Here is a 25,134-nt window from a genome sequence, read left to right on the forward strand (position 1 = left end):
AGCAACCAAACCACTGCCGCGGCAGCGCGCCTTGTTAAAAACCACGTCGTCGGATTAGCCAGTGGCGGGTACTACTCCAAGGTTTCCGTTCACGGAACCTTTGCTGTTGAGGTGTCTAAAGATCTGGCGGGTTATGTAGCGCTTGAGGCTTCGGATGATTTCCTTTTTGGTTCTGCCCTGGCTTATCCGTTTGGCGACGTAGTCTCTGGTGGCCTGGTCCCTATTCATTCTGATGAGAGCGATGGTGTAGATGGCTTTGTTGAGTTGACGGTCGCCGCCGCGGTTCAGGCGGAATCTGGTGTTGCTGCCGGAGGATGCTGGGACGGGGCAGGTACCGGCCAAGGCAGCGAATGCGGCCTCGGAGCGCACCCTCCCAGTGTGTGACCAAGCTGTGAGGATGATTGCAGCCAGCACCGGACCAATGCCGTAGACATTCAGAAGAGCCGGCTGAACTTGCTGCACAAGGGTCTCGAGTTCTTTGTGGTTTTTGGCCATTTGCTCCTGCAAGGTCAGGATCTGTTTCGCAAGGCGTGTGGCTTCGCGGCGGCAGGTTTGGACTCCGAATTCTTCGTCCCTTTCCCGCCATCCTGCGATGGTCTGGATCTGGGTGACGGTCAACGGTTTCCGGGCATCCATGTCGAGGTCTACGACGCGCAGGAGAGCAGTGAGAGCGTTGATGGCTGCGGTGCGTTCCCGTGCCATGGTGCGGCGTGCGTTGGAGAGGATCCGTAGTGCCATGTGGTTCTGCCCGGACCGGGGTTCCCGGAGCCGGTCCATAGGGATGCTGAGAATAGCTCGTGCTGCCCGGGTGGCATCAATGGAATCGGACTTACCCTGATACCTGCCCAACCGTTGGTTGGGGACAGGAGCTTCAGTGACCTGGAAGCCGGCGTCGGAGGCTTGTTGCCGAAGTTTCGCGCCGTACGACCCTGTTCCCTCCATGGAGAGCAGGACCTGCTCAGGAGAAGCTTCGGTGCGGCGCAGAATCCAGGACAGGGCGCGATTGCCTCCGGTTGCGTTGGCAGGGAATGTTTCGTTCGCTATTTCTCCACCAGTTGCGGTGTCGACGATGGCTAGTGTGTGAGTTTTTGCGTGCGTATCAATGCCTACGACGAAGCAGAAGTGCTCTGCCACAATCATCTTTTTCCTCCTGAGTTCCGGGAATGGAAGCGCGTCGGTGGGTTACGGCGTGGCAGGTCTGTAATGGGCCACACCCGCTGCGTGGGTGGGCATGCTTCTAATCAGGCCAGCGCTGTAGACAGAACCGATGCCGGACCCGGCCAGGGCGGACATATCCAAGCAAGCGCACTCCGGAAAGCTCCGTGCGGAGGCAATACCATGGGCGAGTCACACCCCAGCCAGGTCACAGCACCAGACTGCCAGCCGCTCACAGAGCAACCGGGTAAAGACTTACAGACCATGGGGACTTGCCCGGTCGAGGGCTAAACGCGCAATCCTGTTCCATTACTACTCAGACCCCGTGATCTTGAGGGCTGTGGTCCGGTGGATGGTGACGGCGCCATCTAGCGACCGGGCCGTACGCCGAAAAAACCATTCAAGGTATTGGCTTTGCAACTGTCGCGACGGGAAGCTGGTGCCGGTGAGTTGACGCAATTGTTTCCAAAGATCGGACGTGAAATCCGGGACGTCAATGATGGAAGCGTCCAGAACACCGGCGGCCCACTCAAGCAGGCCGGGGCCAGGGTTAACCGGTCCGGCGCACTCCACCGAATCGTCAGTGAACATGGTGATGTCCGCAGCCATGGAGTTCAGCAGTAAGCCTGGGTCTTGGTTGTAACGCCAAATCCTGTCCGAGCCGGGGACATAAGGCTCCACCACATGGATCCGTGGGGGGCCAGCCCCGAGTTCGGCCCGGTTCACGGCGATCCGTTCAAGAACTCCCGCCGTGCGCGGACCACCACCAATAAAAACGATCGCCGGAATCTTCTCAGGCATACACGCTCCTTGGGGTGGGCCTGGCGCCGGTGGTGCCAGAAAGTGAACCGGCGGCTGAAGAGCCGCTGAAGTGCCCATGCTAGGCACCGAAAACGGCGCCCGTACAGCAAATAGTCACTGCGCTTAACTGCACGTCATGAGGCGTCAGAAAGGGCAACAAATGGTCATGTGACGCCCCGCGAAGCCCCGTGACCTCATGCAACAGAGACCCTTGCTGGCCACTTGAAAACGGTCCTATGTTTGCAGCCAACCCGATATTAACAGCACTACAGAAACGAGGTGGCTGATGAGTGCAGCAGTTAAGACCGCGGCGGCCAAGCCCACACCAGCGGCGCCGAATACTGGCCCCGGCCACGTACCAGAGCAACCCAACTCCTCTGGTTCCATCCGCGTAGACACCGACTACTCCGCCTACCGTGTGGTGGCTGCAAAGCATCCTTGGCGTTGGGTGGGTACCGCGGTTGTGGCACTTGGTGTCTTGGCTGTGGCATGGTCGCTGGCAACAAACCCCCGCTGGGAGTGGGGCGTGGTGGCCCAATGGTTTACGGCCCAGTCAGTCATCAACGGTTTACTCGAGACCCTCAAACTTACCGTGATCTCCGGGGTGCTGGGCTTTGTGCTCGGTTTTGTCCTGGCACTGATGCGGCTCTCCGCTTCACCCTTGCTACTGACGGTGTCTTGGACGTTCTCCTGGATTTTCCGGTCCACACCGCTGCTGGTGCAGATGCTCCTCTGGTACAACCTCGGGTACCTGTACGAGAAGATCAGCCTGGGCATTCCGTTTACCGATGTGCGCTTCTTTGAAATGCAAACCACCACGTTGATTAGCCAATTTGCAGCAGCAGTTTTGGGGCTGACTCTAAACCAGGCCGCGTATTCGGCGGAGATCATCCGCGGCGGCATTCTCTCCGTGGATCACGGTCAGCTGGAAGCAGCAGCCGCTTTGGGAATCCCGGCCTGGCGCCGTTCCACCCGGATTGTGCTGCCGCAAGCCATGCGGGCCATCCTGCCCACCGCCTTCAATGAGGTTATTGGCCTGGTCAAGGGCACCTCGATTGTGTACGTCCTGGCGTATTCGGAGCTGTTCTACACGGTTCAGGTGATATACAACCGCACCCAACAAGTGCTGCCGCTGCTTCTTGTGGCCACCCTCTGGTACATCGTGATCACCTCCGTGCTGAGCGTTTTCCAGTACTACATTGAGCGCCACTACTCCAAGGGTGCGGTGCGCAACCTGCCTCTCACACCCCTGCAAAAGGCCAAAAAGTTCTTCGCCACCCACGCGGCAGTACCCTCCCGGAGGAACCTCTGATGAGCACAACAACTCTTTCTTCAACACCCACCAAAACGCTCGGTCTGGTCCAGATCAACGGGGTCCGGAAATCGTTCGGAACCACCGAAGTACTCAAAGGCGTCAGTCTGACGGTTGAACCAGGCGGTGTTGCGGTGATTGTAGGGCCCTCGGGTTCCGGGAAGTCCACACTTTTGCGGACCATCAATCACCTAGAAAAGGTCGACGGCGGTCACATCACCATCGACGGCGAGCTAGTCGGCTACCAAATTCGTGGGGACAAGCTCCACGAACTGCGCGAGAAGGACATTCTGAAGCAGCGCACCGAAATCGGCATGGTGTTTCAGAACTTCAATCTGTTCCCGCACCTGACCGCACTGGAAAACGTGGCCGAAGCACCCGTCGTGGCACGTCAGCCCGGGAAGGCACGCCGGAGCAAAGAAGAAGCGCGCCGCCGTGGCCTGGAACTCTTGGACCGAGTGGGACTAAAAGATCGCGCAAACGCCTACCCCCGCCAACTCTCCGGCGGGCAACAACAACGTGTGGCAATAGCCCGGGCGCTGGCCCTCGATCCCAAAATCTTGCTGTTTGATGAGCCCACTTCAGCGCTGGATCCCGAACTGGTCAACGAGGTGCTGGACGTGATCCGGGAACTCGCCACCTCCGGAACCACACTCATCATCGTCACCCACGAAATGGGGTTCGCCAAGGATGTGGCGGACACCGTGGTGTTTATGGACCAAGGCCAGATCGTGGAGCAGGGCACTCCCCAACAAATTTTCGGTAATCCCCAAGAACCACGCACCAGGAGTTTTCTCTCCAAGGTGCTCGAACCGGCATTCAACATCTAAGGAATTCTTATGGCTCTCAACCGCACCCGCGCACTCACGCTACTGCCCGCCGTCGTACTTCTTGGCACCGCCGCGCTCACTGGCTGCTCTGACCCTGGCGCTGCGGCCGCCGGAAACGGCGCCGGCGGTTCTACCGCCACCGCAGCCAGCAACGGCATTGTGTACAACACTTCGCCCGACCAGAAGCGCATCCGCGAGGAAAAGGAGACAGCGCTCGCGGCCAAAGTTCCGGAGAAGATCGGCAAGGACGGCAAACTGACAGTTGCCACCACCGCCGGTTCCATCCCGCTGTCCTTCCACGCCACGGATGACAAAACACCCATTGGTGTTGAGGTGGACCTCGCGCAGCTGGTGGCGGACAAACTGGGCTTGGAACTGGATGTGCAGGTCACGTCCTGGGAGAACTGGCCGCTGAAAACCCAATCTGGCGACTTCGAAGCAGTGTTCTCCAATGTCGGTGTGAACAAGGACCGGGTGAAGCTGTTCGACTTCTCTAGCTACCGTGCAGCGTTTATGGGGTTTGAGGCCAAAAAGTCGTCAAACTACACCATCAAGAGCGCTGAAGACATCTCTGGGCTGAAGGTCTCAGTGGGCTCCGGTACTAACCAGGAGAAGATCCTGCTGGCCTGGAACAAGGAGCTAGAAGCGAAGGGCAAAGCGCCTGCAACACTGCAGTACTACTCCTCCGACGCAGACACGATCCTGGCGCTGTCCTCCGGCCGGACAGACCTGAACATTGCTCCCTACCCGTCTGTCACTTACCGGCAAAACACCCGGCAGGACTTGAAAGTGGTGGGCAAAATCAACGCCGGCTGGCCGTCCGAAACCCTTGTTGCAGCCACCACCTTGCGCGGCAATGGGCTGGCCCCGGTGATCACCGACGCCATCAACTCGGCCATCAAAGACGGCTCCTACGCCAAGGTTCTCCAGCGTTGGGGCCTGAGTGAAGAAGCAGTGCCGGAATCCAAAACCATCACACAAGAGAACTTCGCAGCCACCCAGGCCGCAGCCACCGCAACCGCTTCAGGGAAGGCATCATGACCGCCGTTGAGACTGAAACCACCACCTCCTTCGCTGCCGAATGGAACCACTGGCACGCAGCGCACGAACAGAACCGAACCCACCCCTATGGTTTCCTGGCCGTAACTCACCTGCACTGGTTAGGCGACTCGCCTGCAGTTCTGGAGGGTGCTCCCGGGGTGTGGAGCGTTCAGGATGATGCCGTCCGGGTGATTTTAGAACCCGGCGAAAGCCTGTTGCAGGACGGCAAGGAACTCAACCAAGGTGCCGGCACAAGCGTCACGTTTGGGCCGATTCCCGAACGTGACGGCATCAACCTGACCTCCGGCGAGAGCGTGCTTGAGCTGGCAAAGCGGGGCGGTGAGTACGTGCTGCGCCCGCGGCATCCGGAGAATGAGCTCCTTCAGCAATACCAAGGAACACCCGCCTACGCGCCCAACGAAGCGTTCGCCATCCCGGCAAAGTTCGTCCCGTATCAGACGCCGCGCCCCACCACGGTGGGTGCCGCCGTCGAAGGCATTCACCACGTTTATGAGGCGCCGGGAAAGATCCACTTTGAACTGGACGGCCAAGAACTGGCACTGACAGCCTTCAACGGCCACGAAGCCGGAGCACTTTTGGTGCTCTTCACCGATGCCACCTCCGGCAAAACCACCTACGCGGCCAACCGCTCCTTGTCAGTGACCCCCGCTGCGGACGGCACGGTGTTGCTGGACTTCAACCGGGCGGTGAACTTGCCCTGCGCCTATACGGATCTTGCCATGTGCCCGCTACCGCCGGCCGAAAACCGTTTGCCCGTTGCCATTGAAGCAGGCGAAAAGATTCCCTACGAACGTCAGGAACAGAAGTGAGTACCGCTAAGAACAAGCCAGGATTTCTTGCCATAGAGCTCGACGGCGCGGGCTGGGACAGCGCCCAGCTCACCCGCGCGGTGCTCGCCGCAGAGCAGGCCGGCTTCCACGCCGCCACCTTCACCGACGCCCCGGCACCGGGACGGGCTAACGCTTTGCTTCGTGCCGCGTTTGCGGGTCCGGTGACCCGCAACATCGCCGTGATCCCCGAAGTGGACACTGTATATACGGAGCCGTTTCACATCTCCACCCAGTTGGCCAGCCTGGACTATGTCTCCCGTGGCCGGGCCGGGTGGATTGTGACTGCCGCCGAATCAGCTGAGGCGGCTGCCGCCGTCGGGCGTTCCGCGGTGACCGGTGCAGCGCTGGGACAGGAAGCTGCAGCGTCGGTGGAGGTATCCCGGCGGTTGTGGGATTCCTGGGAAGACGACGCTGTGATCCGTGACGTGGCCACCGGGCGTTACATCGACGTGGACAAACTGCACTATGCGGACTTTGAGACTGGTGACAAGTTTGCCGGTGACGCGTATGCGGTCAAGGGTCCGTCCATCATTCCCCGCCCGCTCCAGGGTCAATTGCCCGTGCTGGCAGCGGCAGACTTGGTGGGCGAGGGCTCGATTCCTGTGGAGTCTGTGGATGCCGTGCTGGTGACAGCACCCACGCCGGAGTTGTTGGTTGGTGAGGTGCGGGACGTCAAAGCGCGGCTCGCCGGTGCTAACGGTGACGCGGTTGCCGTAGTTGCGGAGTTGGACGTTGTACTGGACTCGCGCGGTCAAGCGGCCGCGGAGCGCGTGGCCGGTACTAGATCTGGCCGGGCTCGGTTTGTTGGCTCGCCTGCCGAACTGACTGATTTCCTCGCAGAGCTGTTGACAGCTGCTGACGGGGTTCGCCTGCACCCGCTGGATCTTTTTGTTGATCTTCAGGAGCTGAGCCTCCTAGTTCTGCCCGAACTTCGGCGCCGCGGCGCACTGCGGGACGTCATTCAGGACGGGACCTTTCGTGAGGTGCTGGGCCTTGAACGCCCAGTGAACCGCTACGCATCTGCTTTATCCGCCGCCGCGCCCGCTGGCGCTGGAAAGTAAGGGAAAACCATGACACAGCACAGCCAGAACGACGCCGGAACTTTTGTTCCGTCCGGAAAAATCCAGTTTGGTGTTTTCTTCCAAGGCGTGAACTCCGGGACCATTTGGAAGGCTGAAGAATCAGGGTCCCAAACCGACTTTGAATCCTTCCGACGAATCGCTCAGACCGCCGAGCGCGGTCTATTTGCAGCATTCTTTTTGGGTGAGGGTCTGCGTTTACGTGAGCACTTGGGCCGTCCGCACGCCCTCGATGTGGTGGGCCGTCCGGATGCGCAGACCGCTCTTGCGGCGCTCGCAGGAGTCACCAAGAACATTGGTTTGGTGGCCACACAGAACACCACCTACAACGATCCCGCCGACTTGGCGCACCGTTTGGCGTCGCTTGATCTGATCTCTGGTGGGCGTGCGGCCTGGAACATTGTGACAACTGACAACGCGTGGACTGGTGCCAATTTCCGGCGCGGCGGGTACCTGAATCACGCTGACAGGTACAAGCATGCCGAGGCGTTCGTTGAGACGGCTAAGCGGATCTGGGATTCGTGGGAGACCGCTGACGGCCCGGCCCGGCGAGTACTGCACGAAGGCCAGCATTACACGGTGGACGTCACGCCACGTTTGCCGCGCAGCGCCCAGTACCGACCGGTGCTGTTCCAGGCAGGTGATTCCCCGGAAGGCCGCGACTTTGCTGCCCGCCAAGCGGACGTGATCTTCTCCGCGCACCCCAAGTTTGAGGCAGCGGTGAAATTCCGTGAGGACCTGGTGGAGCGCTCTCTTAAGGCTGGCCGTGGGGCGAACGCGCTGCAGATCATGCCGGCGAGCGAGTTCATTTTGGCGCCGACGTCTGCTGAAGCTGCCGAGAAGAAGGCATGGGTGCGGAGTTTGCAGATTGGCCCGCAGCAAGCCATTGCGTACCTCGAGCAGTTCTGGGGCCGGGAATTGTCTAGCTACGATCCGGATGGTCCGTTGCCGGACATTGACCCTGTGGTTGAGGAGACCTCGGAGACTCGCGGTAGCGGTTTCCATGGTGCTAAGGCGCGGCAGCTGGCTGATCAGTGGCGGGCAGAGGCGAAGGATAAGAACCTGAGCATTCGGGAGTTTGTTTCGTCCCGGACAGCTCGGATTGATTCGACCTTCACCGGTTCGTACTCGGAGATTGCTGACCAGCTGGCGGAGTTCGCTCGCGTGGGGGCGGTGGATGGGTTCAACATTTCACCGTGGCTGGTGCCCAGCGGATTGGACGACATCGTGAACCACCTGGTCCCGGAGCTGCAGGAGCGCGGCGTGTACCCCACCGAGTATGCGGGGTCCACGTTGCGCGAGAACCTGGGCTTGGCCACCCCGGTCCGTTCGGCTGATGTGGTTGAGACGGTTCGTGCCTAATGTCTTGGGCTGATTTCTTCGGAAGGTTCGACGACGGCGGCGAAGTAAGTGCCGTCGTCGACCTTTCCGCGGGTGACGCTTTAGCCGGGGATCCGTACGCGGGGGTGGCGCGACTTGAGCTGGCCGTGTGGGAGCAGTGGTTGTAATTTGGCTTAGTCTCAATAGTGACAGCAGTTTTTGAGAGAAGGAATCCCATGCCTGAAAAATCCCAACCGCTACGGAAACTTGGATTCCTGACCATCGGCTTGTTTGACCCGGCGGACCCTGCGGCTGGGCACGAATCGACCTTGCAGATTATTGAACTGGGCGAGAAGCTTGGCTTCGACAGCGCATGGTTGCGTCACCGGCACCTGCAATTTGGGATCTCGTCCCCTGTGGCTGTGATGGCTGCGGCGAGTCAGCGGACCTCCCGCATCGAGCTGGGCACCGCGGTGACGCCTTTGGGTTGGGAGAACCCGCTGCGGCTCGCAGAGGATTTGGCCACTGTGGACGTGCTGTCCGGCGGCCGGATCAATCCCGGGGTGAGTGTGGGGGAGCCGATGCAGTTCGACACCCTTAAGCATGAGCTCTACCCGGACACCGCCGACGTCGAAGATTTCAGTTACGCCCGGGTTGAACGCTTTGCGCGGTTGGTCGCCGGAGAACCGGTCCGCGAATTCTCCGGCAAACAAGGTGTAGTGGAGGAGTTTTCGCGCCGGGTTGAGCCGCACTCCGCAGGTTTGCGAGAGCGGCTTTGGTACGGGGCTGGCAGTTTGAAGTCCGCCGTATGGGCTGGGGCCAATGGGTTCAATTTGCTCTCCAGTAGCGTGATCTTCCCCATCCCTGATCAGGAACCTGACTTTGCTCTGGTGCAGCAATCGCAGATCCAGGCGTTCCGGAAGGCTGCGGCCGATGCTGGGCATTCAGGCGCTCGAGTATCACAAGGCTTGGTGGTGATCCCTACCGATTCTGCATCCCCGGAACAGCGCGAGAAGTATCAGCGGTATGTTGACGAGCGAACCCCGCGAACCCTGACGCCTCAGGGCCCACGGGGCATGATGTTCGCAGCCGATCTGATCGGCACTTCCGAGGAAATCGCGGAGCAGCTCTACGCTCACGCGGGTTTCCGTGAAGTGGATGAGGTGGCGTTCGCTTTGCCGTTCAGTTTTGAGCACGAGGATTACGTGCAGATCCTGACGGATATTGCTGAGAAGTTAGGTCCGGCGTTGGGGTGGCTAGCGCCACCGACTACCTCCGGGGCACCGTCGACCGTTTGAAGTACGCCGGTTCTATTCTTCGACTGCGTTCGCTGGTTCTTGGCTGAGTGCCTCGATGTAGTCGAGGGTTTTGGGGCTGACATGCAAGACGGCCCCCATGGCCTCGCGGAGGTCAGCGCCTTTGGCGGCGTCGTCAAAGGCTGCGCGGAGTTCGGCGACAGTCTCAATTCTTTGGATCTCCAGTACGGCCGTCATGTCATCTACTTGTGCCAGCCGGCCGGGTGATGGCCAGTCGATAACCTCGGAAAGGGTCCCGCCGTCGAGGTGTGCCCTGAATCCGCTGGTGGTGGCAGCGTCCGGCCATGCCTCGATCAGGGTAAGAACGCGGGGCCGGACCGTTGCGTGATAGTTCTGCCGCCGCTGCAAGGCGGCATCGAGAATGATGGCGCCGATGTGATCCCAACTGCGGGCAGTGGCCTCAGTTTCAACGGGAGCATCCTGTGGCGTTGGAACACTGGCAACATCATTATCGAAAGTCATATGTGAATACTTCCACGCCGCACCCCCCGTCGTAGCACATGGACACACATCGCATCGCGCCCACCACCACACGTAACCTGTTGGCATGCCTCGTTTTGCGCTAGACATCGATACTGTTCCCCGCCCGGCCCGCGCCCAGGCCCTGCTTGATGCGGTGAACACCCGGGTGGTTATTGCCGATGGCGCCATGGGCACCATGCTCCAAGCCCGTGATCTGAAGCTGGAAACGGACTTCCAAAACCTTGAGGGCTGCAACGAGATCCTCAACGAGACCCGCCCGGACGTCATCGGCGACATTCACGACGCCTACTTCGCCACCGGCATCGACGCCGTGGAGACCAACACCTTTGGCGCCAACTGGTCCAACCTTTCGGACTACGGCATCGAGGACCGCATCGAGGAACTCGCCCAAAAGGGCGCCCGGATTGCCCGCGAACGTGCGGAAGCTGCCGAAGACAAAGACGGCCGCATGCGCTGGGTCCTCGGCTCCATGGGCCCCGGCACCAAACTTCCCAGCCTCGGCCACACGAGCTACGCCAACCTCAAAGAGACCTTCGCGCTCCAAGCCGAAGGCCTGATCGACGGCGGCGCGGACGCTTTCCTGATCGAAACCAGCCAAGACCTTCTCCAAACTAAGGCTGCAGTTAACGGTTGCAAGCAAGCGATCGTCACCCGCGGCGTCCGCCTGCCGATCTTCGTTGAAGTCACGGTGGAAACCACCGGGACCATGCTTATGGGCTCGGAAATCGGCGCCGCCCTCACCGCGCTGGAACCACTCGGCGTGGACGCGATCGGCCTGAACTGCGCCACCGGCCCGGCCGAGATGAGCGAACACCTCCGCCACCTCTCCAAACAGTCCTCCGTCGCGATCGCCTGTATGCCCAACGCCGGACTCCCGGTCCTAGGCCCCAACGGCGCGCACTACCCGCTCTCACCCGCGGAACTGGCCACCGCCCACGAACAGTTCGTCCGCGAATTCGGTATCGGTTTGGTGGGTGGCTGTTGCGGTACGACGCCGGAACACCTGTCCGCCGTCGTCGAACGTTTGGCCCCCTTCCGGACTCAGTCCGGGTCACCGAAGGAGGGCCCGGCGCGGGTCCCGGCCGAGCGCGAAGCGGGCGTGTCCTCGCTCTACCAGCACGTGAATTTCAAGCAGGACGCTTCCTACCTGGCTATCGGGGAGCGGACCAACGCTAACGGATCCAAGGCATTCCGGCAGGCCATGCTTGAGGAACGCTGGGATGACTGCGTGGACATTGCGCGCGAACAAATTCGCGTTGGTGCGCACCTTTTGGACGTCTGCATTGACTACGTGGGCCGCGACGGTGTTGCAGACGTCAAGTCAATCGTTTCCCGTTTCGCTTCAGCATCCACCCTCCCGCTGGTTATCGACTCCACCGAACCTCCCGTACTGCAAGCCGGATTGGAACTCATCGGCGGACGCCCGGTGGTCAACTCGGTGAACTACGAGGACGGTGACGGACCCAATAGTCGCTTTGCCCGGATCATGCCGCTGGTCAAAGAGCACGGCACCGCGGTGATCGCCCTGACCATCGACGAATCCGGCCAGGCCCGCACCACGGACGGCAAAGTGGCCATCGCTTCGCGCCTGATCGACGCCTTGGTGGGTGAATGGGGCATGCGGGTTGAGGACATCATCGTTGACTGCCTCACCTTCCCGGTGGCCACCGGCCAAGAGGAAACCCGCCGCGACGGCATCGAAACTATCGAAGCGATCCGCCAAATCACTGCAAAATACCCCGGAATCAACACCACCCTCGGTGTCTCCAACGTGTCCTTCGGCCTCAACCCGGCGGCCCGCGTGGTCCTGAACTCCGTCTTCCTGCACGAAGCCGTCCAAGCCGGGCTTTCGTCCGGAATTATCGACGCCGCCAAGATCGTCCCACTCGCATCCCTCCCCGAGGAGCAGCGCAAGGTTGCCCTAGATCTGGTCTATGACCGCCGCGAATACGACTCCGAAGGCAACACCACCTACGATCCGCTAGCCATCATGCTGGACATGTTCGCCGGTGTGGACACTGCAGCGCTGAAGGATCAGCGAGCCGCGGAACTCGCCGCGCTGCCCACCGGTGCCCGCTTGGAACGCCGCATTATCGACGGCGAAGGCAAGGGCCTGGAAGCGGACCTGGACCTGGCCCGCAGCGAAGGCCTCACTCCGCTGGGCATCATCAATGATCACCTCCTTGAAGGTATGAAAGTTGTGGGCGAGCGCTTCGGCGCCGGCGAAATGCAGTTGCCGTTTGTGCTGCAATCCGCTGAGGTGATGAAGAACGCCGTCGCGCTTTTGGAACCGCACATGGAGAAATCTGACTCCTCCGGCAAGGGCACCATGGTGATTGCCACGGTCCGCGGCGACGTCCATGACATCGGTAAGAACCTCGTGGACATCATCCTGACCAACAACGGCTACAAGGTCATCAATATCGGCATCAAGCAGGGCATCGCGGAGATCATGGCCGCCGCTGAGGAACACAACGCGGACGTGATCGGAATGTCCGGGCTGCTGGTGAAATCGACAGTGGTGATGAAGGAAAACCTCGCCGGGCTGCAATCCCGCGGCCTGGCCAAAAAGTGGCCGGTGATTCTGGGCGGCGCAGCCCTGACGCGCGCCTACGTTGAGCAGGATCTCGCCGAACAGTTCGAGGGGACCGTCCGGTACGCAAAAGACGCCTTCGAGGGACTCGCTCTGATGGAACCGCTGGTGGCAATCGCGCGGGGCGCTCATCCTGACGAGGTTGGCCTGCCGCCTTTGAAGAAACGCATTCACCGTTCTGGTCCGTCGTTTACGGTCACCGAGCCGGAGGCGATGCCCGGCCGGTCCGACGTCGTTGTGGACAATGTGGTGCCCGCGCCACCGTTCTGGGGAACCCGGATTGTGCGCGGCATTGCGCTCAACGATTACTCCGCGTTTTTGGATGAGCGCGCCACGTTTATGGGCCAGTGGGGTCTGAAACCCGGCCGCGGCGAGGACGGCGCTTCCTATGAGGAACTCGTAGAGACCGAAGGCCGCCCGCGTCTGCGCTACTGGCTGGACCGGATTCTGGGCGAAGGAATGCTGGACGCCTCCGTGGCGTACGGCTACTTCCCCGTGGTGGCCGAAGGGGAAGATGTGGTGGTTTTGCATCACAGTGAAGACCCCGACGGCGTACTCGGCACTCCCGGTCTGCTCGCCCCCGATGGTGGTTCCGGTGGGCAGATTGGCACCGAGCGTTTGCGCTTTAACTTCCCGCGTCAGCGCCGCGACCGGCACTTGTGCTTGGCCGACTTTGTGCGGTCCCGCGAGTCCGGGCAGATTGATGTTCTGCCGGTTCAGCTGGTCACCGCCGGTTCGAAGATCGAAGAGTTCACCTCCAAGATGTTCGCCGCCAACCAGTACCGGGATTACTACGAGCTCAACGGCCTGGTGATGCAGCTGACCGAGGCGCTCGCCGAATTCTGGCACGCACGTATTCGTAAGGAGTTGGGCTTCGGCGCCGAGGAACCCAAGGAAACCGCTGGATACTTCAAACTCGACTACCGGGGTGCCCGTTTCTCGCTGGGGTACCCGGCCTGCCCGGACATGGAGGACCGCCGCAAAGTCACCGAACTCCTCAAGCCTGAGCGCATGGGCGTGGTGCTGAGTAACGAGTTGATGCTGCACCCTGAGCAGTCAACTGACGCCTTTGTGTTCCACCACCCGGAGGCCAAGTACTTCAAGGTGTAGGGCGCTGCGCGCCGCTACGCCGTGACGGGTTTGGCCCGCCGCAGCGCGGCCAGTACGGCGCGGCCCACCACGGCGACGCCGATCACCGTGGTGACGGCGCGCAGGGTGTCCCATCCCGCCGTCGAAGTTAAGAGTGAATACAGCAGGAAACTGCTCAGATTAGTGCTCAGCGGTGCGCCCGCAACGTAAGAAATCCCGGTTCCGGTGCCCACCGCGAACGGCCAAAACCACAGGTTGGTGAGCAGCCCGAACAAGTACGACGCCACAATCCCGTACCCGGCCAGCATCCACAGTTCGGCCTTGCCGCGCACCTGCCGGGGGAGTAAACCAGCGCCGGCGCCGACCCACGCGCACGCGAAAATTTGGAACGGCGTCCACGGCCCCAACCCACCCCACAGGGCACTCGAAAGCGCGATCGTCGCGGCCCCCAGCAGCAGACCAAAACGCGCACCAAAAGCCCGTCCGGCCAGGATCAGCAGGATAAACACAGCCTCCACACCGCCAACGCCGGTACTCGCCACCCGCACCGCGGAACCCACCGCGGCCAACACTCCCAGCAGCGCCACGGTATGCGCGGACCGCACCGAACCATCGAGTGAAACGACGACGGCGATCGCCGCCACGGGCGCGATGGCCAAGGCCGCGAAAGGCAGCGCAGCTGTGGCATCGTCCGGGAGCGCGGCGGCCAGCAGCGGCCAACAAAACGCGGCTAGAGCCACGAGATTGGCGGCGGCGAGGACCGCGAATTGCGCACCGCGGGGGAGCGCCAAGCTGGTTCCTGACAAGCCGGTACGTGCTGGCCGTGGCGTTGCTGGGAGTCGAGTTGCTGGCGCGGCTAGAGCAGGGGTGCACGGGGCGGGGATCTCAACTTCAGCCGGCACGGTGGCGACCATCCCCGGTAATACCGGGACCACGCCGTCGTGCATGTGCAGAACCCTAGCCCCCAGAGCGGCGGCGAAGTCAGCATCATGGGTGGCCATCAGAACGGCTGCGCCGTCTGCGGCGGCCGTGCGAAGGGCGCCCGCAACAGCGGCCTGGGCCGTGGGGTCCAAACCGCGCGTGGGCTCGTCGATCAACAAAACCTGCGGGGAATCCAAGCTCTGCAGGGCAACAGCCAGCACGCGACGTTCTCCCGCGGAGAGGTCCCGGGGATGTTGGGAACCGAGCGGCATGGAGGTGTTTCCGCGCAGACGCTGAAGGTGTGCTGCGGCGAAACCTGGCTCGCGCGGGGAGTCTTTGGAGCGGCGATTGAGGCGCCGTTCGGCCGCCTGGAGCTCCCCTGCCACCGTGTCCCGCGTGAACAGATCGTCAGAAGCATCCGGGACCAAAGCCACGCGCGCGCTGGAATGAGAGCCGAGCGCCAGCTCGACCAGCAGCGATGATTTTCCGGCGCCATTGGGCCCCACGAGCGCCACGATCTCGCCCGCGTTCAGGCTCAGCGCGGCGTCCCGAACCAGCCGGGCGCCCTTGCGCTCCACGCTCAGGCCGGCCACGGTCAACACTGGGGAAGCCAAGGGGGCCGGAGGAACAGTAGGGGAAACTGCAGCCGTGGCAGCAACATCAGGCGCCTCACCCGGTACCAGCGAACCGCCCTCCATCCGCCACCACGCATCGGCTACTGGAATCAGCGCGTGAGCCCGGTGCTCCGCCACCACCACACAAACGCCGTGCTCCCGCGCCAAGGACGCCAACACCGCAATCACTCGCGCCCGCGCCGCGGTGTCCAAATCGGCAAGCGGCTCGTCCGCCAACAACAATTCCGGCCCATTCACGACGGCGGCTGTAATAGCTACGAGCGTCGCCTCACCGGCCGAGAGAGTACTGACGTCGCGGTCCAAGAACTGCGTAACGCCCACGTGGCATGCGACTTCCAGAACCCGCTCCTTCGCCGCAGCGGCAGGCACGCCCTGCAACTCGAGGGCCAACGCAATCTCATCCCGGACCTTGCTCGTGGCGAAAGCTGCCCGCGGATTTTGAAGAACGACGCCGACACTTCCGGCCGTCTCTCGCGGCGGCGTGGCAGCCCGGTCCTTTCCGGCGATGAGGACCTCGCCGGAGAGGGAACCACCGTCAACGTGCGAGAGCAGCCCCGAGATCCCGCGCAGAATCGTTGATTTTCCAGATCCCGTGGGCCCGGTGATCACGGTGACAGTCCCGCGGGAAGGCGCAAAATCGGCAACAGCGATGCTGGCTGAACCGATTCGAAACTCAGCGTTTCGCAGGCGAACCGGCCCAACGCCGTCGTACGTATTTTGTCCTGAAAAGCGGGCACCAAAGCCGCGCAGTTCCAGTGCGGCGGCCACCCTGCTGGCGTGTTCAAGGGTGCGTTCAAGAATCGGCACCATGGCGCGCGGGCCAAAACGTTCACCGCGCAAACGAAACGCCAACCGCACCGAAGCAACGGCGCTGGCCAAAGCCGGCAACGCAGCCCACGCCACCACCAGCATCCGCGCGACACCCTGCAAGGGACCGCCGCGGGCCAGCCGAACAAAGCCCCGCGAGATGTCCACCACGGAGTTCAGCACACCAAAAGCGAGGATCATCAACGCGATGGGCAACGCGGACAGCACTGCCTGCCAGAGCCCCGGCGCGGTGACAGGGCCCAGAAAAATTACGTGAGCGTACGGGGGAGGAAGACGCAACGCAGGAAGATCCAGCAAAACCGGTGTCCCCAAACCGGCGCCGAGCCCAGCCCCATTAAAGAGGACACGGTAAATGACCCGCGCCGCAATGAAAACGGCAGCTAGCGCCGCAGCGGCTCGTAACGGCGCGGGCCGGAACATCATGCCGCGGGGGCGGCCGGTTCGTTATCTACCGTGTAGAGCAGTTCGAGGCTCTGACCGGTGGTGAGCTTGAGAGTATCCAGACCCTCTTGGGCGTAACCCCACTTGCCGTCCGCGGGCTTCACCCACAGTGCCCAGTAGGAGACGGTGTTCTTGTCGTCGCACGCTTCGCGGATGGTTCCGCCTTTGTGCTTGATGTCCAGATCCGCGGCAGGTACACCGTTGACGCGGCAGGCAAAACTCGTGGGGTATTTCGCGGTGCCCTCGATCTTCACCTGCGCTTGGCTCAACACTGCCGAGGCTAGGACGGGGCCATCTGCCGGGACGCACACGGAGGTGTTAGCGGCGGACTGCTTCAACGAAGCGGAATCCACAATCACCTTCACACCGGTGCAGGGACCGTCAGCTGCGGCAGTGCTGGTGGCGGTGGCTGTGGCCGATGCTGCCGGGGAGGTTGAGGTTGAGGTTGAGGTGGCGGTGCTGGTGGCAGAACCGGAACAACCAGCAAGAGCAATCAAAACACCGGCGGCGGCAAACGTAGTCGCGGCGGCGGTGCGAATCTTAGTCAAAGTCACGTGGTTAAGGGTAGGGGCTGGGGAGCCCCTACCCTTAGTGCGTGCCCTTATGTGACGCGGAATGCCTACATCCTTAGGATTTCGGCAGTCCCGGCGGATTCAGCTCAGACTTCTGGATCGCTTCGGAGCCCAAGCCCCAGCGGTCCAAAATCTGGGTGTACGTCCCGTCTTGGATCAGGTGATTCAACGCAGCCTCAGCGGCCCCTGCCAAACCATTGCCCTTCTTAGTGGTGAACGCGATCTGAGCTGTCAGCGGCCACCCGCCATTGAGGGTGCCCACCTCTTTCGTTTTTCGGTCCTTCGCCGCTTTGTAAGCGGCGGCCGCGTTGGGACCGAAGGTCAGGTCCGCACGTCCGGACTGGAGGGCCAAACTTGAGGCCGAGTCGTCGTCGTAATACTGGAACTGAACCGGAGCCAAACCGTTCTTTTTGTTCTCCTCATCCCAGCGGATCAAGATGGCTTCCTGGTTGGTTCCGGAGCCCACGATGATCTTTTTGCCGGCCACATCCTTGGCTTCTTTGATGGTGCCGATGGTGGAATCTGACTTGGCGTAGAAGCCCAACAGGTCGTTGCGGTAGGAGGCGAAATCGAACTTTTCCTTCCGCGCCTCGGTGACAGTCACGTTAGACAGAACCGCCTCATACTTGCCTGATTCCACGCCCAGCGGCCAGTCGGCCCAGGCTACCGGCAGGACTTCAACCTTCAGCCCCAGCGCCTCACCCACGGCGTAGGCAATGTCTACCTCGGAGCCGATGAGAGTTTTGTTGTCCGTAGCGAACAGGCTCAGCGGTGCCGTACCGCCGGTGGTCACCACGGTGAGTTTGCCGTCGGCCTTAATCGCGGCCGGCACCAATGCTGCGGCTGCCGGATCGACGCTCACGGCTGGACGGTTTTGCTCGGGACTTAGGTTGAATGTTTTGCCGGCTGCCGTGACGGCCTGCGACGACGCCGGGCTAGCCGCCGACGCGCCAGGATCAGAGCAGGCAGTCAGCCCCACAAGGGCTGCGATTGCGATGGAAATAAAAGCGGTGGGCTTGGACTCGATAGCCATAACTCCTCCTCAGAAGTTTGCAGTGATAAGTGGGAAACGTGCGCGTTGCAGCAACTATCCGTTAGCGGTGCGGGGCGAATCAATGGGCCCGCAACCCGGCGATACGCGGAGTCATGGCAGTTCACCTCAGGACGCGGACAGTCACATTCTTCGACGCATTCGGAAATAAGAATGGCGGCTGTGGGGTTATGCCTTCCGTGGCTGCCGGAACTGGTTGGCGACTTATTCAACGTGTTTTTGAAAGGCTTGTGCCGTGACTTTGCCGATTTCCATCCTGGACCTTGCAACCATTGGGAAGGGCCAGACGGCGCGGGAGAGTTTGGCCGGAAGCGTGGCCATGGCGCAGCTCGCAGAGACACTGGGCTACAAGCGTATTTGGTACGCGGAGCACCACAACATGTCGTCCATTGCCTCCTCCGCTACGAGCGTGCTCATTGCTCACGTGGCCGCGAATACTTCCACAATTCGCTTGGGCGCCGGTGGGATTATGTTGCCCAATCACTCGCCGCTGACCATTGCCGAGCAGTTCGGAACCTTGGAGACCCTGCACCCGGGGCGTATTGATCTGGGACTGGGCCGTGCGCCGGGCAGCGATCAGAACACCATGCGTGCGCTGCGCCGCGACCCCATGTCCGCCGACTCTTTCCCGCAGGATGTTCAAGAACTGCAGGGCTACCTGGCCGGTCCAACTCTGATCAAGGGGGTAGAAGCCACCCCGGGTAAGGGCACCAATGTGCCGCTGTACATTCTTGGATCCTCGCTCTTTGGCGCAAAGCTGGCCGCCGCGCTGGGTTTGCCCTATGCCTTTGCCTCCCACTTTGCACCAAACGCTTTGCAGGATGCGGTGGCTGCGTACCGTCGAGAGTTCAAACCGTCAGAGCACTTGGCCGAACCGTACGTTATTGCCGGGGCGAACGTGGTTGCAGCCGACGAGGCAAGCTACGCGCACCAGCTGATTCAGGCCACCATGCGCGCCCGGGTGTCATTGTTCTTCGGTGGTGGACGCGAATTCACCGATGACGAGGCGGACATGGTTTTGGATTCCCCGCAGGGTCAACACATCAAGCAAATGATGACTTATTCGGCAGTAGGAACACCGGAAACCGTGGTGGAGTACCTCGACGGATTCGCCAAGCACGCTGACGCCGACGAGCTCATTGTGGCTCATCAGGCCAACACCACTGAGGACCGTTTGCGTTCGGTGGAGTTGCTAGCCAAGGCTGCAGGGCTGGGTGCTTAGCCTGCCTAACCGAGTAGCCCGCTTAACCGAGTAACGCCGCGATGCCCACCATCGCGGGAACGGCGAGGACGGTGGTGATCAGGACAACGTCCTTCGCCACCGTCACTCCCTGTTGGTACCTGGTAGCTGCCACAAAAACGTTTTGCGCAGTCGGCAAACTTGCTGCCACCACTGCGGCGAAGAGTGCGTGACCGTCGAGGTTCAAAGCGAAGCGGGCAAACACCAACGCAAGCAGCGGGTGCAGAAAAAGTTTGAACGCACTGGCCACCAGGGTGTCTGTGCGTCGCCCCTCGGACGCCTGCAGCGGTTTGGTCCCGTTGAGCGACATACCAAACGACAAGAGCATGGCCGGCACGGCCGCCCCGCCAATGAGGTGGATGGGCTCCAGGATCAGTTCCGGCGGCGTCCATTTGTAAGCCGCCGCAAGTAGTCCCAGAGCGGAACCGATGATCATCGGGTTGCGGACAATGATCAACAAAAACATCAGCGGTGTGGAGCGCAGCGCGCTTCGGCGAGTACCAGCGCTGTCCGTTGTAGCTCGTGAACGGGCCATTTCCGCATTGGTTGCCGCGTCCAAAACCATCAAGTAGGCCGGCGTAAAAAAGGCCAACTGGAAAATGAGCAGCGGCGCCACGTAGCTGGCATCACCCAAAACAAACACGGCGATGGGGATGCCTAAGTTGGCCGAGTTGGCTAGCGAAGAAGACATGGAGCCGATGAGAGTTTCTGGAAGGCTCCGCTTGAAAAATAGTCTGCTGACCAGCAGAAACAGAAGTGCCGTGCCCACGGCACTGACTGCAGCCACTAAAAGCGGTTGGGCAAATACAGCTTTGAGATCTGCCTTGCTGAGTGTCTCAAACAGCAATGCGGGGCTTCCCACAAAAAACGCCAGGCGGCTCAACACCTGCCCGGCGTTGTTGCCTAGGACGTTCCGGCGCCCAATGAAGTAGCCCACGCCAATAATGGCCCAGACGATGAAAAAGCCGGAGAGTACCTGCAGCACCTCTTTACCCTAGCTAGCGCAGGGCCAGTGCGTTAAATCTGATTAGTTCAGTGAAGCGTTGTTGAGCGCGTGCGGAGGGCGCAGTAGGTCCGGGGTGATGCTCTCGGCAGGGTCATTGCCTAGCTGGACAATCTTGTTGTCCTTGTCCACATGCACCACTTTGGGCTGATACGCCGTGGCTTCTTCGGTGGTCATGGCCGCGTAGGTAATGAGGATAACCAGATCGTTCTCATGAATCAGGTGGGCGGCCGCGCCATTGATCCCGATCACTCCAGAACCGCGCTCGCCAGCAATGGTGTAGGTCTCAAGGCGAGCGCCATTGGTGATGTCTACGATCGAGACCAGCTCGCCGGGGAGGATGTCCGCCGCTTCCAACAGGTCCAAGTCAACAGTGACTGACCCAACGTAGTGAAGGTCTGCGTGGGTGACCGTTGCGCGGTGGATCTTGGACTTGAACATTGTGCGATTCATAACGCATCAAGTCTAACCCTCCGGGCATCAACGCGTCTGTGAGATGGCAGACAGCCCGGTGACGCTTAGGTGAGCGCCGAGGCCCAAAGTTGCGCGAGTGCATAGGCTCGCCACGGGCTCCACGCTTCCGCGCGTTTGGTGGCGGCTGGCACAGTAATTTTTCCGAGCGCCCGCCGCAGCACCAAATCACCCGGCGTAAACGCGTCCGGGTCACCCATCACGCGCAGCGCCAAGCAATCAGCTGTCCAGGGTCCGACGCCGGGAATCGCCAAAAGTTGTTCGCGTACCTCTTGCTGGGCTGCTTTTGTAGGCCCCGGGCTGGTGCCCGGGCTGGTGTTCGGGCTGGTGTTCGGCTCCGGGCGGGCGAGCTGAAGCCCACTCGCGAAGGCGCGAGCCACGGCCGTTACCGTCCGCGCACGCGAACCGGTGATGCCAAGGGTTGCCCGCAGTTCGTCCTCCGGTATCGCCGCCAGTGTGTCCGGTTTCGGAAACGCCATCAGCGTCATCCCGGTGGGGCTTGTAAAGGGCGTGCCGTATGCGGCGAGCAGCCTGCCACCAAAAGTCCGGCACGCCGCCAAGGACACTTGCTGACCTAAAACGGTGACAATCGCTGCTTCAAAACCGTTGACGTAGCGCATGATCCTAATGCCTGGCCGCTGCTCGATCAGGGCGGCGAGCAGGGGATCCTCGCTCAGATACCGCTCAATGCTTGTCACATCGGTGTCCACATCCAGCCACCAGCGTACGGCTTGCTCTACCTCTATGGGGTTGAGCCCTTGCTTTGGACCGGGCCCTTGCCCTGGATCAGGCCCTTGCTTTGGAGCAGGCTGCGCCAGTTCGGCCTGGAATTCAACCTCGCGAGGGCTCAGGCGTACGCTGACGTGCGCCATGGAAGTTCCCACCGGCAGCATTCGGGTGTGCTGAGCTGAGCCGGGATCACAGATCTCCCCGCACGGCAGCGCGTGATTGCTCAGCGACTGCATCATGGCGGCAACGTCCATTCGCCCGTTGATCGGCAAGGTCGCAGTGAAAACTGAACTCACACCAGCCACACGCCAGAGCTGCCACGCCGATGGCTATCTATCAGGTGTGTGTCCACCATTCCCACCGCTTCCATCAACGCGTACATAGTGGTGGGGCCAACAAAAGCGAAGCCCTTTTTGCGCAGTGCCTTAGACAATGCAATGGACTCCGGAGACTGTGTTGGAATCTCGGAAGCATGCTTGGGCTGCGGAGTTTCCGCGGGTTGGAAGGACCACACAAAATCCACCAAACCACCCTCCTCGCGCAGGGCAATGGTGGCTTTCGCATTAGTGATGGCCGCCAAAATCTTAAGCCGATTACGGACAATGGAGACGTCTTGCAAAAGCCGCTGGACGTCGTCGTCCGTGTATTTTGCCACCACATCCGGGTTGAAATCCGCGAAAGCCGCCCGGAACGCTGGGCGTTTGCGCAAGATCGTTGCCCACGAAAGCCCCGCTTGGAAGGCTTCCAAACTCAGCCGCTCGAACATGCCCTGCTCGTCCCGGACGGGCATGCCCCATTCGGCGTCGTAATACTCGCGCAGTAGCGGGTCGGTGGCAGCCCATGGCGGGCGGGCCAATCCGTCCTCGCCCATGATGGTGCCGTTCAGATCGCTCATAGTGTCCATTGTCTCCAGTGGAGGAGTAGTTAGTGGCTGCGGTTCAGCGTACGGCCCAAAATGGCGCGGCCCAGGGCGTCCACAACATCCTTATTGGCGTGCGGATTGCTGATGAGGGTGAAATCCACGTCTCCCACCGGCGGGAGTTCAAAGCGTTGGGTGATGATGCGCAGATCGTCCGGAACCAACGACGACGGCATAACAGTCACACCCAAGCCTGCCCGCACAGCAGCCAAGACGCCGCTGATTTGTTTAGTGGTGCACGTGATCCGCCACGTGCGGCCAGCTTGTTCAAGCGCATCGATGGCAAGTTTTCTGCTCAAACTCGGTGCCGGGTAAGTGATCATGGGAACGGGCCGGCCCGGCTCAAGCTGTGTTTGTTCAAGCCCCACCCAAGTGAAGGAATCATGTTTCACAGCGGCGCCTTCTTTGGCCCCGGCTACCCATTTCACAAACACCAAATCCAGCTGACCAGCCTTGAGCCGCCGGTACAACTGGTTGCTTTGGCCCACAGTGAGCTCCAAGTTGATCTCTGGGTACAGCTGGCGGAAATCCCGTAGGATGCGCGGGAGGCCGGTGATCGCGAGGTCATCCGCTGTGCCAAAACGTAACCGCCCACGCATGGCAGATCCCGTGAAATAGCGGGCAGCGTTTTCATGCGCCGCCAGAATGGTGCGAGCAAAACCAACCATGGCATCACCGTTATCAGTGAGCCGGACATCACGCGTATCCCGCACCACCAGATTGCGGCCGGCGGCTTGCTCGAGTTTGCGCACATGTTGGCTCACGGTGGGCTGGGCCAGGCCTAACTTCTCAGCCGCCCGGGTGAAACTCAGTGTTTCCGCCACGGTCAAAAAACTCTTGAGCTGAGCCGGATCATATAACTGCTCACTCATGCGCTTCCCCGTCCCATCAGTACCCCACAACGTTGTGCGGGACTTATTGCGATTCTTTATGAGTCTTATACGGTGAATAAGCCTACGCAATTACTCCGGCTATAACTAGCCTTGAATTGTCCCCAAAAATTTCCACCAGAGGAACCCCTGTGGCACCCCCGCAGCCCGCAACGGCATCCCTAACCCAGCCCATCGCCGTCGTTACTGAACGCCTCCCATGGCGTCAAACCTTCAACTCGCTTAAAGTCCCCAACTTCAAGCTCTTCGCAATCGCCCACTTTGTATCGGTCATTGCACTGTGGATGCAGCGCATTTCTCAGGACTGGCTGGTGTTGCAGCTCTCCGGGTCCGTCACCGCAGTGGGTATTACCGTTGCCCTACAATTCTTGCCGTCATTGGTCCTAGGCCCATGGGGTGGGATGATTGCCGACCGTTTCCCTAAACGGAAAATTCTCATCCTGTGCCAAGTGGTGGCCGGATTCTTGGCTGCCGCTCTTGCAGTTCTGGCCCTGACTGGGAACCTGCAGGTCTGGCACATTTACGTGATTGCCCTGATACTCGGCTTTGTCACGGTGCTTGATCAGCCAGCCCGTCAAGTGTTTGTCAATGAACTGGTTGGCCCCAAGTATTTGCGAAACGCGATTTCGGTGAATTCCACAATTTTTCAGCTCGGTGGCCTGATTGGGCCCGCGCTGGCTGGCTGGTTGCTCCTAGCAGTGGGTGGCGGCTGGGCCTTTGTAGCCAACGCCGCAGCATGTGCGTTCACCGTGGTGATGCTCAGCTCCTTGCGGCGGGATCAGTTGATGATTGCGGTGCCCGCCCCCAAACGCAAAGGCATGCTCAAAGAAGGTCTCCGCTACGCCTTGTCCAAACCCACCATCTATTGGCCGTGGTTGATGGCTGGGTTCGTCTCAGTGTTCGCCATGAGCCTGCCGGTACTGCTCGCCGCCTTCGCTAACAACGTCTTCGCTTCCGGTGCAGGTGGTTACGGCCTGCTGAACGCCTTGGTTGCCGCTGGCGCCTTGGTGGGTGCGGTGATGAGCGCACGACGCCGGCACTTACGTTTACGCTCGGTGGTGGTAGCCGCCGGGGCCTACGGTTTGGCCCTGTTGCTGGCCGCAGCTGCACCGTCCATGCCGGTCTTCGGTGTGGTGATGGCGCTTTCCGGGTTCTGCTGCTTGATGTTCCTCACCGCGGCGAATCAGCTGGTACAAATCAGTGCCAACATGATGATTCGAGGCCGGGTGATGAGCCTATACATTATGGTCCTCATCGGCGGTCAGGCCATTGGTGGGCCCATGATGGGTTGGCTCGCCGAGCACTTTGGCCCGCACCTGGCCCTAGCTATTGCTGGCGGGGTTCCCGCGCTCGCAGCTTTGGTGATCGGAGTGTTGTTGGCGCGTCGGGGCGAGCTGAAACTGAGTGTTGAATTCACTCGACGCCCGCGGATCCGAATTGTTCAGCGGAGGGTTAGCGGGAGCGTTCCGACGGCTTCGGCGAACTAGTGCCCGCGCGCAACGGTTGGTACGAGCCCAGTCTGGGCACGCCGTCGGCCGTTCTCTGCTGACCTTCCGGCCCAGTT

21 protein-coding genes and 1 pseudogene are annotated in these 25,134 nt (G+C 61.1%); 11 read left to right on the top strand and 11 right to left on the bottom strand.

Translation table 11 applies throughout. The features are described from left to right. Nucleotides 1-54: 54 nt before the first annotated feature. Both ACQR35_RS00180 and ACQR35_RS00185 read right to left on the bottom strand, forming a co-directional pair. Complete coding sequence (locus ACQR35_RS00180) at nucleotides 55-1,140, bottom strand: IS110 family transposase (protein WP_430267948.1); 1,086 nt, start codon at nucleotides 1,138-1,140, stop codon at nucleotides 55-57. A 339-nt stretch (nucleotides 1,141-1,479) separates the two neighbouring features. Then, nucleotides 1,480-1,956: pseudogene (locus ACQR35_RS00185) on the bottom strand (FAD/NAD(P)-binding protein); the annotation flags it as partial. Between the two features lie 286 nt (nucleotides 1,957-2,242). Here ACQR35_RS00185 and ACQR35_RS00190 point away from each other — a divergent pair. Genes ACQR35_RS00190 through ACQR35_RS00225 form a run of 8 tightly spaced genes read left to right on the top strand, consistent with a single transcriptional unit; the run spans nucleotide 2,243 to nucleotide 9,687 of the window. Next, nucleotides 2,243-3,268 (top strand): amino acid ABC transporter permease, encoded by a 1,026-nt coding sequence (locus tag ACQR35_RS00190; RefSeq protein ID WP_430267947.1) that lies wholly within the window; start codon nucleotides 2,243-2,245, stop codon nucleotides 3,266-3,268. Further along, nucleotides 3,268-4,098 (top strand): amino acid ABC transporter ATP-binding protein, encoded by an 831-nt coding sequence (locus tag ACQR35_RS00195; protein ID WP_430267946.1) that lies wholly within the window; start codon nucleotides 3,268-3,270, stop codon nucleotides 4,096-4,098. The genes ACQR35_RS00190 and ACQR35_RS00195 overlap by 1 nt, the downstream gene beginning before the upstream one ends. A gap of 9 nt (nucleotides 4,099-4,107) precedes the next feature. Further along, nucleotides 4,108-5,139: an ABC transporter substrate-binding protein gene (locus ACQR35_RS00200; RefSeq protein WP_430268885.1), complete on the top strand. Its 1,032-nt coding sequence runs from the start codon at nucleotides 4,108-4,110 to the stop codon at nucleotides 5,137-5,139. Next, complete coding sequence (locus tag ACQR35_RS00205) at nucleotides 5,136-5,969, top strand: DUF1684 domain-containing protein (protein WP_430268886.1); 834 nt, start codon at nucleotides 5,136-5,138, stop codon at nucleotides 5,967-5,969. Before ACQR35_RS00200 ends, ACQR35_RS00205 begins: the two co-directional genes overlap by 4 nt. Beyond that, nucleotides 5,966-7,051 (top strand): LLM class flavin-dependent oxidoreductase, encoded by a 1,086-nt coding sequence (locus ACQR35_RS00210; protein WP_430267943.1) that lies wholly within the window; start codon nucleotides 5,966-5,968, stop codon nucleotides 7,049-7,051. Before ACQR35_RS00205 ends, ACQR35_RS00210 begins: the two co-directional genes overlap by 4 nt. Nucleotides 7,052-7,060: 9 nt before the next feature. Further along, nucleotides 7,061-8,431, top strand: a complete 1,371-nt coding sequence (locus ACQR35_RS00215; RefSeq protein ID WP_430267942.1) for an NtaA/DmoA family FMN-dependent monooxygenase — start codon at nucleotides 7,061-7,063, stop codon at nucleotides 8,429-8,431. Beyond that, nucleotides 8,431-8,577: a hypothetical protein gene (locus ACQR35_RS00220; protein ID WP_430267941.1), complete on the top strand. Its 147-nt coding sequence runs from the start codon at nucleotides 8,431-8,433 to the stop codon at nucleotides 8,575-8,577. The genes ACQR35_RS00215 and ACQR35_RS00220 overlap by 1 nt, the downstream gene beginning before the upstream one ends. A gap of 48 nt (nucleotides 8,578-8,625) precedes the next feature. Next, on the top strand, nucleotides 8,626-9,687 hold the full coding sequence (locus tag ACQR35_RS00225) for an LLM class flavin-dependent oxidoreductase (protein ID WP_430268887.1): 1,062 nt from the start codon (nucleotides 8,626-8,628) through the stop codon (nucleotides 9,685-9,687). A gap of 12 nt (nucleotides 9,688-9,699) precedes the next feature. Here the strand turns inward: ACQR35_RS00225 and ACQR35_RS00230 are convergent, their stop codons facing one another. Next, nucleotides 9,700-10,167: a hypothetical protein gene (locus ACQR35_RS00230; RefSeq protein WP_430268888.1), complete on the bottom strand. Its 468-nt coding sequence runs from the start codon at nucleotides 10,165-10,167 to the stop codon at nucleotides 9,700-9,702. Nucleotides 10,168-10,252: 85 nt separating this feature from the next. Between ACQR35_RS00230 and metH the strand changes: the two genes are divergently transcribed. Continuing rightward, a complete protein-coding gene (gene metH, locus ACQR35_RS00235; RefSeq protein WP_430268889.1) occupies nucleotides 10,253-13,891 on the top strand; it encodes a methionine synthase in 3,639 nt (1,212 codons plus the stop codon). A 14-nt stretch (nucleotides 13,892-13,905) separates the two neighbouring features. On the opposite strand, the gene ACQR35_RS00240 is transcribed toward metH, so the two are convergent. The 3 genes from ACQR35_RS00240 to ACQR35_RS00250 all read right to left on the bottom strand — a co-directional run bounded on the left by ACQR35_RS00240 (nucleotide 13,906) and on the right by ACQR35_RS00250 (nucleotide 18,300). Continuing rightward, nucleotides 13,906-16,677 carry an ATP-binding cassette domain-containing protein gene (locus ACQR35_RS00240; protein ID WP_430268890.1) on the bottom strand — a complete coding sequence of 924 codons (2,772 nt, stop codon included), beginning with the start codon at nucleotides 16,675-16,677 and terminating at the stop codon, nucleotides 13,906-13,908. Next, the gene (locus ACQR35_RS00245; RefSeq protein ID WP_430268891.1) at nucleotides 16,674-17,249 is read right to left on the bottom strand and encodes a hypothetical protein; all 576 of its coding nucleotides are present in this window, start codon (nucleotides 17,247-17,249) and stop codon (nucleotides 16,674-16,676) included. Before ACQR35_RS00245 ends, ACQR35_RS00240 begins: the two co-directional genes overlap by 4 nt. Nucleotides 17,250-17,322: 73 nt before the next feature. Next, nucleotides 17,323-18,300, bottom strand: coding sequence for a transporter substrate-binding domain-containing protein (locus ACQR35_RS00250; RefSeq protein WP_430268892.1), 978 nt, complete (start codon nucleotides 18,298-18,300; stop codon nucleotides 17,323-17,325). 253 nt (nucleotides 18,301-18,553) lie between these two features. Between ACQR35_RS00250 and ACQR35_RS00255 the strand changes: the two genes are divergently transcribed. After that, nucleotides 18,554-19,540: an LLM class flavin-dependent oxidoreductase gene (locus ACQR35_RS00255; RefSeq protein WP_430268893.1), complete on the top strand. Its 987-nt coding sequence runs from the start codon at nucleotides 18,554-18,556 to the stop codon at nucleotides 19,538-19,540. 22 nt (nucleotides 19,541-19,562) lie between these two features. On the opposite strand, the gene ACQR35_RS00260 is transcribed toward ACQR35_RS00255, so the two are convergent. The 5 genes from ACQR35_RS00260 to ACQR35_RS00280 all read right to left on the bottom strand — a co-directional run bounded on the left by ACQR35_RS00260 (nucleotide 19,563) and on the right by ACQR35_RS00280 (nucleotide 23,552). Then, a complete protein-coding gene (locus ACQR35_RS00260) occupies nucleotides 19,563-20,543 on the bottom strand; it encodes an AEC family transporter (RefSeq protein ID WP_430268894.1) in 981 nt (326 codons plus the stop codon). A 42-nt stretch (nucleotides 20,544-20,585) separates the two neighbouring features. Beyond that, the gene (panD, locus tag ACQR35_RS00265; protein ID WP_430267932.1) at nucleotides 20,586-21,014 is read right to left on the bottom strand and encodes an aspartate 1-decarboxylase; all 429 of its coding nucleotides are present in this window, start codon (nucleotides 21,012-21,014) and stop codon (nucleotides 20,586-20,588) included. 65 nt (nucleotides 21,015-21,079) lie between these two features. After that, nucleotides 21,080-22,057 (bottom strand): DNA-3-methyladenine glycosylase 2, encoded by a 978-nt coding sequence (locus tag ACQR35_RS00270; RefSeq protein ID WP_430268895.1) that lies wholly within the window; start codon nucleotides 22,055-22,057, stop codon nucleotides 21,080-21,082. Next, the gene (locus tag ACQR35_RS00275; protein WP_430268896.1) at nucleotides 22,054-22,656 is read right to left on the bottom strand and encodes a DNA-3-methyladenine glycosylase I; all 603 of its coding nucleotides are present in this window, start codon (nucleotides 22,654-22,656) and stop codon (nucleotides 22,054-22,056) included. The genes ACQR35_RS00270 and ACQR35_RS00275 overlap by 4 nt, the downstream gene beginning before the upstream one ends. A 29-nt stretch (nucleotides 22,657-22,685) precedes the next feature. After that, nucleotides 22,686-23,552, bottom strand: a complete 867-nt coding sequence (locus tag ACQR35_RS00280) for a LysR substrate-binding domain-containing protein (RefSeq protein ID WP_430267929.1) — start codon at nucleotides 23,550-23,552, stop codon at nucleotides 22,686-22,688. A gap of 149 nt (nucleotides 23,553-23,701) precedes the next feature. Here ACQR35_RS00280 and ACQR35_RS00285 point away from each other — a divergent pair, with 149 nt between their 5' ends. Beyond that, the gene (locus ACQR35_RS00285) at nucleotides 23,702-25,057 is read left to right on the top strand and encodes an MFS transporter (protein WP_430268897.1); all 1,356 of its coding nucleotides are present in this window, start codon (nucleotides 23,702-23,704) and stop codon (nucleotides 25,055-25,057) included. Nucleotides 25,058-25,134 lie beyond the last annotated feature (77 nt).

The organism is Pseudarthrobacter sp. J1738 (assembly GCF_050490315.1).
In the GTDB taxonomy this organism is placed as follows: Bacteria; Actinomycetota; Actinomycetes; order Actinomycetales; family Micrococcaceae; genus JBNPEO01.

Bases quoted from the DNA above. Each gene is read 5' to 3' on its own strand.
- panD (WP_430267932.1), bottom strand. From the start codon at position 21,014: ATGAATCGCACAATGTTCAAGTCCAAGATCCACCGCGCAACGGTCACC.
- ACQR35_RS00195 (WP_430267946.1), top strand. From the start codon at position 3,268: ATGAGCACAACAACTCTTTCTTCAACACCCACCAAAACGCTCGGTCTG.
- ACQR35_RS00280 (WP_430267929.1), bottom strand. From the start codon at position 23,552: ATGAGTGAGCAGTTATATGATCCGGCTCAGCTCAAGAGTTTTTTGACC.
- ACQR35_RS00250 (WP_430268892.1), bottom strand. From the start codon at position 18,300: ATGGCTATCGAGTCCAAGCCCACCGCTTTTATTTCCATCGCAATCGCA.
- ACQR35_RS00215 (WP_430267942.1), top strand. From the start codon at position 7,061: ATGACACAGCACAGCCAGAACGACGCCGGAACTTTTGTTCCGTCCGGA.
- ACQR35_RS00240 (WP_430268890.1), bottom strand. From the start codon at position 16,677: ATGATGTTCCGGCCCGCGCCGTTACGAGCCGCTGCGGCGCTAGCTGCC.
- ACQR35_RS00190 (WP_430267947.1), top strand. From the start codon at position 2,243: ATGAGTGCAGCAGTTAAGACCGCGGCGGCCAAGCCCACACCAGCGGCG.
- ACQR35_RS00275 (WP_430268896.1), bottom strand. From the start codon at position 22,656: ATGAGCGATCTGAACGGCACCATCATGGGCGAGGACGGATTGGCCCGC.
- ACQR35_RS00200 (WP_430268885.1), top strand. From the start codon at position 4,108: ATGGCTCTCAACCGCACCCGCGCACTCACGCTACTGCCCGCCGTCGTA.
- ACQR35_RS00180 (WP_430267948.1), bottom strand. From the start codon at position 1,140: ATGATTGTGGCAGAGCACTTCTGCTTCGTCGTAGGCATTGATACGCAC.
- ACQR35_RS00230 (WP_430268888.1), bottom strand. From the start codon at position 10,167: ATGACTTTCGATAATGATGTTGCCAGTGTTCCAACGCCACAGGATGCT.
- ACQR35_RS00205 (WP_430268886.1), top strand. From the start codon at position 5,136: ATGACCGCCGTTGAGACTGAAACCACCACCTCCTTCGCTGCCGAATGG.
- metH (WP_430268889.1), top strand. From the start codon at position 10,253: ATGCCTCGTTTTGCGCTAGACATCGATACTGTTCCCCGCCCGGCCCGC.
- ACQR35_RS00225 (WP_430268887.1), top strand. From the start codon at position 8,626: ATGCCTGAAAAATCCCAACCGCTACGGAAACTTGGATTCCTGACCATC.
- ACQR35_RS00220 (WP_430267941.1), top strand. From the start codon at position 8,431: ATGTCTTGGGCTGATTTCTTCGGAAGGTTCGACGACGGCGGCGAAGTA.